Annotated in this window: 15 protein-coding genes; 12 read left to right on the top strand and 3 right to left on the bottom strand. The window is 60.8% G+C overall.

Annotation, left to right across the window (positions count from 1 at the left end):
• The 7 genes from I6E39_RS08165 to I6E39_RS08135 form a co-directional block, all read left to right on the top strand.
• Positions 1-258, top strand: a 258-nt coding sequence (locus tag I6E39_RS08165) for a stage III sporulation protein AE (RefSeq protein WP_235381115.1), incomplete at its 5' end; no start/stop codon positions are given.
• Positions 258-749, top strand: a complete 492-nt coding sequence (locus I6E39_RS08160) for a hypothetical protein (protein WP_235381114.1) — start codon at positions 258-260, stop codon at positions 747-749. The genes I6E39_RS08165 and I6E39_RS08160, both read left to right, overlap by 1 nt.
• Positions 746-1,261 carry a stage III sporulation protein AG gene (locus I6E39_RS08155; RefSeq protein ID WP_235381113.1) on the top strand — a complete coding sequence of 172 codons (516 nt, stop codon included), beginning with the start codon at positions 746-748 and terminating at the stop codon, positions 1,259-1,261. The genes I6E39_RS08160 and I6E39_RS08155 overlap by 4 nt, the downstream gene beginning before the upstream one ends.
• Before the next feature lie 28 nt (positions 1,262-1,289).
• Positions 1,290-1,889, top strand: a complete 600-nt coding sequence (locus I6E39_RS08150; RefSeq protein WP_235381112.1) for a SpoIIIAH-like family protein — start codon at positions 1,290-1,292, stop codon at positions 1,887-1,889.
• Between the two features lie 211 nt (positions 1,890-2,100).
• Entirely contained in the window at positions 2,101-2,475 is a 375-nt protein-coding gene (locus I6E39_RS08145) for an Asp23/Gls24 family envelope stress response protein (protein WP_235381111.1), read from the top strand.
• Between the two features lie 184 nt (positions 2,476-2,659).
• Complete coding sequence (locus I6E39_RS08140) at positions 2,660-3,133, top strand: DUF6323 family protein (RefSeq protein ID WP_235381110.1); 474 nt, start codon at positions 2,660-2,662, stop codon at positions 3,131-3,133.
• On the top strand, positions 3,120-4,016 hold the full coding sequence (locus I6E39_RS08135; RefSeq protein WP_235381109.1) for a DUF6179 domain-containing protein: 897 nt from the start codon (positions 3,120-3,122) through the stop codon (positions 4,014-4,016). Before I6E39_RS08140 ends, I6E39_RS08135 begins: the two co-directional genes overlap by 14 nt.
• A 156-nt stretch (positions 4,017-4,172) precedes the next feature.
• Here I6E39_RS08135 and tsf read toward each other — a convergent pair whose 3' ends face one another.
• Both tsf and rpsB read right to left on the bottom strand, forming a co-directional pair.
• Positions 4,173-5,093, bottom strand: coding sequence for a translation elongation factor Ts (tsf, locus tag I6E39_RS08130; RefSeq protein ID WP_235381108.1), 921 nt, complete (start codon positions 5,091-5,093; stop codon positions 4,173-4,175).
• Positions 5,094-5,196: 103 nt separating this feature from the next.
• Positions 5,197-5,925, bottom strand: a complete 729-nt coding sequence (gene rpsB / locus I6E39_RS08125; protein WP_235381107.1) for a 30S ribosomal protein S2 — start codon at positions 5,923-5,925, stop codon at positions 5,197-5,199.
• Positions 5,926-6,325: 400 nt separating this feature from the next.
• Here rpsB and rpmE point away from each other — a divergent pair, with 400 nt between their 5' ends.
• The 5 genes from rpmE (at position 6,326) to I6E39_RS08100 (ending at position 10,013) form a co-directional block, all read left to right on the top strand.
• A complete protein-coding gene (gene rpmE / locus I6E39_RS08120; RefSeq protein WP_160666733.1) occupies positions 6,326-6,529 on the top strand; it encodes a 50S ribosomal protein L31 in 204 nt (67 codons plus the stop codon).
• Positions 6,530-6,648: 119 nt separating this feature from the next.
• Positions 6,649-7,149: a flavin reductase family protein gene (locus I6E39_RS08115; RefSeq protein WP_235381106.1), complete on the top strand. Its 501-nt coding sequence runs from the start codon at positions 6,649-6,651 to the stop codon at positions 7,147-7,149.
• 297 nt (positions 7,150-7,446) lie between these two features.
• Positions 7,447-8,736, top strand: coding sequence for a GTPase HflX (gene hflX, locus I6E39_RS08110; protein ID WP_235381105.1), 1,290 nt, complete (start codon positions 7,447-7,449; stop codon positions 8,734-8,736).
• Positions 8,737-8,790: 54 nt separating this feature from the next.
• The gene (locus I6E39_RS08105; protein ID WP_235381104.1) at positions 8,791-9,327 is read left to right on the top strand and encodes a GNAT family N-acetyltransferase; all 537 of its coding nucleotides are present in this window, start codon (positions 8,791-8,793) and stop codon (positions 9,325-9,327) included.
• Positions 9,328-9,374: 47 nt separating this feature from the next.
• The gene (locus I6E39_RS08100) at positions 9,375-10,013 is read left to right on the top strand and encodes a YigZ family protein (RefSeq protein ID WP_235381103.1); all 639 of its coding nucleotides are present in this window, start codon (positions 9,375-9,377) and stop codon (positions 10,011-10,013) included.
• 52 nt (positions 10,014-10,065) lie between these two features.
• On the opposite strand, the gene rpmB is transcribed toward I6E39_RS08100, so the two are convergent.
• Complete coding sequence (gene rpmB, locus I6E39_RS08095) at positions 10,066-10,254, bottom strand: 50S ribosomal protein L28 (RefSeq protein ID WP_087288054.1); 189 nt, start codon at positions 10,252-10,254, stop codon at positions 10,066-10,068.
• Positions 10,255-10,447: the final 193 nt, after the last annotated feature.

The following is a 10,447-nucleotide window of genomic DNA, read 5'->3' as shown; positions in this document are numbered from 1 at the left end:
GTTCTTCGCGGCACGGTGGGTGCGGCGGGGATGCTGGTGGTGCTGGCTATCTGCCTGACGCCCTTCCTCCGGCTGGCCCTGCAATATCTTATTTACAAGGGAACAGCGGCTCTGTGCGCGGCGGTGGCTCTGCCCCGGCTGAGCCAGCTCATCGACGCCATCGGCGGAGCCTTCGGCGTGGTGCTGGGCATGACCGGGGCGGCGGCGCTGGTGCTGCTGGTCAGCATAGTGTCGGCCCTGTCGGCGGCGGCCCTATGATGGACGGGATCAGAACGTGGCTGCTGGCCATTATCGCCGCCTCCATCCTGTGCGCCCTGGCGGAGCGGGTCATGCCGCCGGGGCCGGTGAAGCGGGTGGGGGGGCTGACCTGCGGTCTGGTGCTGCTGTGGACCATCCTGACGCCCGTGGCCCGTCCGGACCTGGGTGCGGGCAGGGCGTGGCTGGAGGACTATCTGGCCGCCTTGGAGCAGCGGGAGATGGAGCTGAGCGACCAGGTGGATCAGGGGAGAAAAGTCCTCATAGAACAGGAATACGCCGCATATATTGTGGACAAGGCGGCGGAATGGGAACTGAACTGCACCGCCCGGGTGAAATGCCGGGTGGAAGAAGGTCTGTACATACCGGATGAGACCATGGTGGCCGGCCCCTTCAGCGACGTGGAGCAGAGCCGGCTGACCCAGATGATCCGGGAGGATCTGGGGGTTCCGGCAGAGCGCCAGACCTACTATGCGGAGGGGGAATTGCCGTGAACGGAAGAAGGCCCAAGCTGGCCGAATGGTGGAAGGGGGCGCTGGAGAAGTACAAATACGCGCTGCTGATCGTCGCCACGGGAGTGGCTCTGATGCTGCTGCCAGCCGGCGGGGAGCAGACAGCCCGAACGGAAGAGCAGCCGCAGACCCAGGGCGACTGCTTTGACCTGGAGCAGTTTGAAAGAAAGCTGGAGCAGACCCTGTCCCAAATTGCCGGCGCGGGGCAGACCCGGGTGGTGCTTACCGTGGACAGCGGCAGCCGCCGGGTGCTGGCCCAGGACCAGGAGCGGGACAGGGAAGGGGGCTCGACAGTCTCCACCGTGACGGTGGGCCGGGGGTCCGGGACCCAGGAGGTAGTGCCCCTTCAGACCCTGGCTCCCAGCTTTCGGGGCGCCCTTGTGGTCTGTCCCGGAGGGGGGGACCCCCAGGTACGGCTGAAGCTGTCGGAGGCGGTGTCGGCCCTGACCGGGCTGGGGACGGACCGCATCTCCGTCTGTGAAGGGAATACATGAACATCATCTGGATTAGGAGGCATGGAGTATGAGATCGGGAAAATCGGGGACCAGCTGGTCCCAGCTGTGGAAGCGGAACGCGGTGGTGGTGGCCATCGCCCTGTTCGTGTGCGCGGCGGTGTATCTGAACTGGAACTATGAGCAGGAGGCCCAGGCGGGCAAGACTCTGGGGCAGTCCACCATGGTGGGCAGCGAGACCGGAGACCCCCTGGTCAAGGGTGAGGACTCCGCCCAGCCGGACAGCTCCGGGGAGACCGGGACCTCGTCCACGTCAGGGAATTACTTTGCCACCGCACGGCTGAACCGGCAGCAGGCCAGGGACAGCGCCCTGTCTCTGCTCCAGGACGCCGCCGCCCGTGAGGATGCTGACGAGACGGTAAAGGCCCAGGTCAACGACACCATCCAGACCATGGCCGACTATACCGTCACCGAGGCTCAAATCGAAAACCTGGTGGTGGCCAAGGGCTATGCCGACTGCGTGGCCTTCATCGGGGAGGATTCCCTCAGTCTGGCGGTCTCCGCGCCAGAGGGCGGCCTGACCGAGGCGGATACCGCCAAGATCGTGGACGTGGTCCACCAGACCGCCGGCTTCACCGCCGACCAGATCAAGATCATCCAGGTGGAGTGAGAGGCCATATCACCCGCCCGGGCGACCAGCTTCCGACCGGCTCGGAATTCCGACCGGCCGGACTTTTTCTGTCCGTTTCCCGCCGTTGGGGAAGTTTTTCCGGGCTGCGGTTGTCAAAGGAGAAGAAATGTGGTACAATACCAAAAACACGGTCGTTGGACCATATCCCGACACAGCGACAACGCCGGAAGATTGAAGGAGCGTGGCAAACATGAGTGAGAGTAAGGAATACGTCTCCCGCTCTGACGAGCTGGGTAATATCCATATTTCCGAGGAAGTGCTGGCCGCCATCGCCGCCGCCGCCGCCCTGGAGGTGGAGGGGGTCAGCAGTCTGGCCGCCAACCTGGGCAGCGACATCGCCGAACTGCTGGGCAAGAAGAATCTGGCCAAGGGCGTCCGGGTGAAGATGGAGGAGGACAAGGTGGAGGTGGAGCTGTCCGTGCTGATGGGCTACGGGCACACCATTCCCGAGATGGGCAAGGCCGTCCAGGAGGGCGTCAAGACCGCCATCGAGTCCATGACGGGCCTGGAGGTTGCCTCCGTCAACGTGAACGTGGGCGGCATCACCTTCCCGACCAAGGAATAAGGCAAGCAGACCAATAAAAATCGGGCAGCTCAGGGCTGCCCGATTTTTTCATACTGCCAGTAAAACAGCCAGAAGGAAAAATTTTTTTCCTTCTGGCTGTCCTTATATTACCACAAAACCGGGAAAATTTCAAGTCTTGTCATCTCCCGCCCTATGGAGTAAGAAAAATAGAGAGGTGAGGAATATGACAAATGAGTGGCTCATGGCCCCCGGCTGGATGGAGCGGGCAGAGATGAAATTGGAGCGGTGCAATCGGATGACGGAGCCCTATGGCCTGGTGCTGACCCAGTCTCAGATGGAGCGGCTGACAGCCCGGCGGAGGGAGGTCCTGCGGGCGGCGGGCCGGGTGGAGTTTGGGGAGGGCGTTCTGCCCAGGCTGATCCTGGCCTTTCGGGACTCCCCCTATCTGGAGCAGCATGACTATGAGGAACAGCTGGATGGACTTCAGGAGCTGTTCTATCGGCTGAAAAACGAATGCGGGGAAGGGCTGACCGACGATGAGCTCATCGGAGCCATGAAGCGGCTCTACGACGGTCCTGCCGGCGGGAGTTTGGAATTTCTGGCCGGCGTCCCGGCCGATGACCTCCGGCGGATCGGCCGGACGGGGAGCTTAAAGGGAACCGAATGGGAGGAGGAGCCGTTGGATGAGAACTGGTGAGGCGCTGGAACGGGGACTGGGGCCTGAGGAGCGGCGCCGGCTGACCGAGGGGCTGCTCCGGCTGCTGAAAGAGCAGGCGGAACGGTATACCGGGGGCGGCAGCAGCTCGATCCCGGTGGAGACGGCCCGGGAGCTGATGGACTCCATCTGCTTCTGCCTTGGACTGGGGAAGGACGAAAGCGGAGTGGGGGCCCTGCTGGACCGGGGGATCGAGGTCTCCTTCCGGGAGGGACTGGGGCGGATCGAGAAAAAGCTGGCCTGGGGACAGAAGCTGTGGTCGGCAGTGCGGGACCATATGCCCCAGGTGGAGAGCCGGTCTATGGAAGATACGGTCCGGAGCATCGGCGTGTTCTGGCGGCGGTACGATCCGCGGCTGTTCGCCCACCAGATTCCCTGCGACATTGACTATCAGCTGGCTATCCCCGTGCCCGAGAGCCGGCGGGGCGTGGACTATGTGAATGCTTACCTGACCCGGCTGGCAGTGGAGAACCAATTTTTAAACCGGTTTTCTGGAACGGCGGAGAAGGTCCTCCTGGAGTGCTGGTGCCCGGGCTACCGGGAACTACTGGTCAACCTTTTTGAGCCCGTCTTTGCCGTGGCCCTGGGGCTGGAGCTGCTGGGCCGGGAGCCGGGACCGCTGACGCTGGGGAAGGAGGACCTGGGGGAACTGGCGGAGCTGTTTCGGGATGGGAGCCGCCGGGGGCTGGACGACCTGCTGTGCGGGGCGGCAGACCGGCTGGCCGTCCGGCTGGAGTTCAATGGCCGGGAGAGCCGGGAGTATTTGCGGGCCTGTGCCGCGGAGCTGACCCCCAGGATCGCTACGGCCCGGGATGTGGGCGGACTGGAAGGGATTTTTCCACCCGTGGACGGGGCCCGTCCATAAGGACCGGCTCCGCCTCGCCCGCGGTCAGCGTTCGGTTCTCGTGGCCCACGGAACAGAATTTTGCCCGACAAAAATGGAGGGGGCGAATAGACGAAAAAAGAGCCCCGGAATTGCTCCGGGGCTCTCGTTCACATAAGGATTGGGATCGAGGGATATTTACTTGATCATGGAAGCGACCTCGGCGGCGAAGTCGTCCTCCTTCTTCTCGATGCCCTCGCCGGTCTCGAAGCGGGTGAAGGCCTTGACGGTGATCTTGCCGCCCAGCTGCTTGGCAACCTCGGCGACGTGCTTCTCCACGGAGATCTTGTTCTCCTTGACGAAGGCCTGCTGCAGCAGGCAGTTCTCCTCGTAGTACTTGCCCAGCTTGCCCATGACGATCTTCTCCTTGACCTGCTGAGGCTTGGAGGCCATCTTGGGGTCGTTGTCCATCTGAGCCAGCTGGATCTCCTTCTCCTTGTCCAGAGTAGCCTGATCCACGTCGGACTTGTCCAGGAAGGAGGGGTTCATAGCGGCGATCTGCATGGCCACGTCCTTGCCCAGCTCCACGACCTTGTCGGCCTCGATGCCCTCGACGGCCAGGTTGACCAGCACGCCGATTTTGCCGCCCATGTGGATATAGGGGACGCTGACGCCCTCGGCGTAGCGGACGAAGCGGCGGATCTGGATGTTCTCGCCGATGGACAGCACCTTGTCGGCGGTGACGTCGGCCACGGTGCGGTCGGTGCCGGGATAGGTGCAGGCCTTCAGAGCCTCCACGTCGGCGGGATCGGCGGTGGCGACCACGGTGGCAACGGACTTGACGAAGTCCTGGAACACCTCGTTCTTGGCCACGAAGTCGGTCTGGGAGTTGACCTCGATGATGACGCCCACGCCGTTGTCGGCCGTGATGGCGTAGGACACGCCCTCAGCGGCCACCTTGCCGGCCTTCTTGGTCTGAGCGGCCAGGCCCTTCTCGCGCAGCCACTCGATGGCCTTATCCATGTCGCCCTCAGAAGCGGTCAGAGCCTTCTTGCAGTCCATCATGCCGACGCCGGTCATCTCGCGCAGCTTCTGTACGTCCTTAGCAGTAATAGCCATATTGATTACCTCCATTTTATCTCAGGCCGGGAGACCGGCCTATCTTTTGAAACAGGAACAGCGCCCGCCCGCGCGGGCGGGCGCTGTAAATGAGTGAAACAGATTACTCGGCGGCGGGAGCCTCAGCCTCAGCGGCGGGGGCCTCATCCTTGCCCTGCTTGCCCTCCTGGATGGCGTTGGCCATGACAGAGGAGATCAGCTTGATGGCGCGGATGGCGTCGTCGTTGCCGGGGATGACGTAGTCGATCTCGTCGGGATCGCAGTTGGTGTCCACGATGGCGACGATGGGGATACCCAGCTTGCGGGCCTCGTTGATGGCGTTGCGCTCCTTGCGGGGGTCAACGACAAACAGAGCGCCGGGGAGCTTCTTCATCTCGGTGACGCCGCCCAGGTACTTCTCCAGCTTGGCGATCTCACCCATGTGCTTCATGACTTCCTTCTTGGGCAGCATGTCGAAGGTGCCGTCCTCCTGCATCTTCTTCAGCTGGTTCAGACGGTCCACGCGGCCCCGCATGGTCTTGAAGTTGGTGAGCATGCCGCCCAGCCAGCGGGCGTTGACCCAGTACATGCCGACGCGGGAAGCCTCTTCCTTGATGGCCTCCTGAGCCTGCTTCTTGGTGCCCACGAAGAGGATGGTCTCGCCCTTCTCGCCCAGCTCGCGGACGAAGTTGTAGGCCTCTTCCAGCTTCTTCACGGTCTTCTGCAGGTCGATGATATAGATACCGTTACGCTCGGTGTAGATGTAGGTGGCCATCTTGGGGTTCCACCGACGGGTCTGGTGGCCGAAGTGAACGCCGGCCTCCAGCAGCTGCTTCATAGATACGACTGCCATGGTTGTTTCCTCCTAATTTTCAGTTGATTCTTCTGGGGGCATCATGTCCTCCGCCAACCCGGACAGGACCGGGCACCGGGCGAAAAATCCGCACTCCCACGCATAATGCTTTGGTATTCTACCATAGTTCTGTTTTGATTGCAATAGTTTTTTCCCGTTCCAGGGTGAAAAATTCCTGATTTTACCGTTCAAAGGAAAGAAAAACGCAGGAGTTAGGAACGCCAGACGCTGATTTGTTTTACATAATAATGTTTATTTATATAGCGAAAAGGGGGTTCCGCCGCTCCCGAAAACCAAGAGAAGTTTTTTGAAAAAAGTAGTTGCTTTTCCGGGGAAACTATGCTATTATATCAGATGCGTTTACGAAATGATCCTCCAATGGAGAAAGAGGTGAATATAAATGAAGGAAGGCCTCCACCCCAACTATCAGCAGACCACCATCCGGTGCGCCTGCGGCAATGTGATCGAGACCGGTTCTACCAAGAAGGACATCCGTGTCGAAGTGTGCTCCAAGTGTCACCCCTTCTACACTGGCAAGCAGAAGATGGTGGACACCGGTGGCCGTGTCAGCCGCTTCAATAAGAAGTTTGGTCTGGACAAGTAAGATCCTGCATTCAAAAGCCGCGCCGAGTGATCGGTGCGGCTTTTTGTACATCCGGACGGCCGGTATCAAAACCGGGCGGGCTACATAAACTGAAACGATCATATATGGGAGGTAACAATATGCTTCATTCCGTGGATCCCAAGCAGCTGAACGAAAACGTCTTTTCCCTCATCGGGGATAAGTGGATGCTCATTACCGCCGGAAACGGGGAGCAGTGCAATACCATGACTGCTTCCTGGGGCGGCCTGGGCGTCATCTGGGGCGCGCCTGCCGCCATCTGCTATATCCGCCCCCAGCGGTACACCAAGGAGTTTGTGGACCGGGAGGAGTATTTTACGCTGACTTTCTTCGGGGAAGAGTGGCGCAAGGCGCTGTCCTTGTGCGGCTCCAAGAGCGGCCGGGATACGGACAAAGTGAAGGAGTGCGGTTTTACCGTCAAGACCGCCGCCTGCGGCGCTCCCTATTTTGAGGAGGCGGAGCTGGTCCTGGTCTGCCGCAAACGCTTTGCCCAGGATATGGACCCCGCCAGTATTCCCCAGGACATAAAGGAAAAGTGGTACCCCAACCAGGATTACCACACTATGTATATCGGCGAGATCGTTGAGGCGCTGAAAAAGTAAATTTTAGTTTACCGTTTCATGTAGGGTGAGGGCTTGGTAGGGCGGGGGCTTATCCCCCCCTTTTGGCCTTCGGCCATTTCCCCCCGACGGGGGGAATCGTCCCCCGCCGTCCGACGGCTGCCATTTTGGCGGCGGCCCCAAGGGGCCGCCCTACGGGCGGGGCGTCCAGAGGCCGCCCCCTACGAAGCCATATTGTAAACCGTGCGTATGGGGCGGCGTCCCCGACGCCCCATAATACATTCATAAACTAAAATTTACTGCAGAGCATTCCAAATTCAGAATGGACTCGGAGGAACTATGACCGACAACAACACACAGGAAAAAATCAACCGGGCGGTGCTGGTGGGGCTGAACGCGTTCAGCCTGTCCAAGGAAGAGAACGCCACCGAGGCCTCCATGGAGGAGCTGTCCGCCCTGTTGGAGACGGCAGGCGGCGAGACAGTAGGCGTGGTCCTTCAGTCCAAGGACAGCCCCGATCCCCGCACCTTCATCGGCGAGGGCAAGGTAGCCGAGGTCAAGGAGCTGGTCCAGGCCATGGACGCGGACATGGTCATCTTTGATAACGCCCTGTCTCCCTCCCAGCAGCGCGCCCTGTCCGAGGACCTGGGGGTGTCTGTTTTGGACCGCTCCGCCCTGATCCTGGATATCTTCGCCCAGCGGGCCCGCACCCGGGAGGGCCGCCTCCAGGTGGAACTGGCCCAGTACCAGTATCTTCTGCCCCGTTTGATCGGCATGTGGAAGCATCTGGAGCGGCAGGAGGGCGCCATCGGTACCCGCGGCCCCGGCGAGACTCAGCTGGAGTCCGACCGCCGCCACATCCACCGGAAGATCGCCAAACTGAAGGAGGAACTGGAGCAGGTGCGGCGGGTTCGTGCCACCCAGCGGGTGCGCCGGGAGAAAAATGAGGTGCCGGTAGTGGCCATCGTGGGATATACCAACGCGGGCAAATCCACGCTGCTGAACAAACTCACCGGGGCTGAGATCCCGGCCAATAACCGGCTGTTCGACACCCTGGACACCACGACACGCACGCTGGAGATCTCCGATACCTGCACTGTCCTGCTGTCCGACACCGTAGGCTTCATCCGCAAGCTGCCCCACCATCTGGTGGAGGCCTTCAAGGCTACTTTGGAGGAACTGTCCTTCGCCGACCTGCTCCTCCATGTCATCGACGCCTCTAACGAGGAGTGGCGGGAGCAGGCCGAGGTGGTGGACCAGCTGATCCACGAGCTGGGGGCCGACCGCACCCCGCGGATCGAGGTGTTCAACAAGTGCGACTGCTGGGACGGAGATATCCGGCCCCACGGGGATAATATCGTGTCCATCTCCGCCAAGACGGGGGAGGGCCTGCCCGACCTGCTGGCCGCCATTGGGGCCAAGCTGGACAACGGAGCCAAGCGGGTGACCATCCACCTGCCCTATGACAAGGGCGGTCTGCTGGACAAGCTGTACCAGGACGCCAAGGTGGAGAAGGTGGACTACTCGGAGACCATCGACGTGGTGGCCGTCTGCCCCCAAAAGATCATTGGCCAGCTGGGGCCTCTGGTGGAGGGCTGGAAGCCCCACAAGGAGCCCTGGGAGGACTGAGGGAGATACAGCCAGAAGCGGCTATCGGCCGCCCGCGTATGCTGAGGAAATGCAATGAGATTAGAAACGAAACGCCTGCTCCTGCGTCCCTTTGAGGAAAACGATGCGGGTGACCTGTATGAATACGCCAAGGACTCACGAGTAGGTCCCATCGCCGGATGGCCTGTCCATACCAGCCTGGAAAACAGCCGGAAGATCATCTGCACTGTTTTCGCGGCCCCGAATGTCTTCGCTGTGGTGGACAAGGCCAGTGGCAAGGTCATTGGCTCTGCCGGGTTTGTGGGTGGATACTGCCCTGAATTGCCCGGCCCTTCCGACGAGATCGGCTACGCCCTCAGCCCTGCTTTCTGGGGCCGGGGACTGATGCCCGAGGCGGTAGAGAAGCTCATGGAGTTCGGCTTTGAGGCTCTGGGGCTGAATGCCATTTGGTGTAATCATTACAACGGAAACCAAAAGTCCAAACGGGTCATTGAAAAGTGCGGCTTTTATTACCGCTTCTCCAAGGAGACGGAAGTCACGCTCATGAACGAGCGGCGGCTGACCCATTTTTACGCCCTTACCCGCCGGGAGTGGGAGGAACGCCGGCCGTAAGGGCGGCCCCTGCCGCCGCAGGACGTTGATAAAAAGGAGGTGACCCCATGACAGAATATTATATTCCCGCTCAGTCCAGTGAGACTGAGTTTGTAGAAAAACGCTCCCGCTTCATCGGCCACGTCTGGCGGGTGGAGTCAGAGGAGGAGGCCCGGGCTCAAATCGAGGCCATGAAAAAGCGGTACTACGACGCCCGGCACAACTGCTGGTGCTACATCATCAAGGACGGTCCCGTCCGCTACTCCGACGACGGGGAGCCCCAGGGGACGGCGGGCCAGCCCATGCTCAACGTGTTTCAGCGGGAGGGCGTGGTCAACGTGTGCTGTGTGGTCACCCGGTATTTCGGCGGCATCCTGTTGGGAGCGGGGGGCCTGGTCCGGGCCTATACCCAGTCGGCCAAGGACGCTCTGGACGCCGCCGGGATCTCGGTGGTCCGCCGCTGGGTGGCCATGGAGGTGCCCTGTACTTACAGCCAGTTTGAGAGCATGCGCCGGGAGGTGGAGGCCTTCGGCGGCGTGGTGGAGAACGTGGACTACGGCGCCGACGTGGTGCTGTCCGCCCTGCTGCCCGAGGAGCGGGCGGCGGAATTTGCCGCCCATGTGCTGGACGTTACCGCCGGGGCGGTAGAGGTGCTGGAGGACGGGGAACGGTTCAAGGATGTGCCCTGGCAGTTGCCAGCTGAGTAAAAATAAAAAACCTGTGTCCGAACGGACACAGGTTTTTATTTGCCATATTCCATTACACAGCGCGGGTGACCTTACCGGAACGGAGGCATCTGGTGCAGACGTACACGTGAGTGGGAGTGCCCTTCACGATCGCCTTCACGCGCTTCACGTTGGGCTTCCAGGTGCGGTTGGAACGGCGATGGGAGTGGGACACCTGAATGCCGAAGGTGACGCCCTTGTCGCAGAATTCGCATTTGGCCATGTTGCTTACCTCCTCGCTATGAGAATCGCTTTCAAAAAAGCCTCGACTGATATAATAGCAGATATTCTGACAGATTGCAAGAACTTTTTTTAAAAAAGAATGCAAGAAAAAATTCAGCAAAGGGGAGCCGCAATCTTGCGAAACGGGGAGAATTCGTCTATACTAGAAAAAAGACCGTCTGTGGGGCCGAACG

It is taken from the genome of Pseudoflavonifractor phocaeensis (genome assembly GCF_021531375.1).
In the GTDB taxonomy this organism is placed as follows: domain Bacteria; phylum Bacillota; class Clostridia; order Oscillospirales; family Oscillospiraceae; genus Lawsonibacter; species Lawsonibacter phocaeensis_B.
This window is presented reverse-complemented; position numbering and strand designations above follow the sequence as displayed.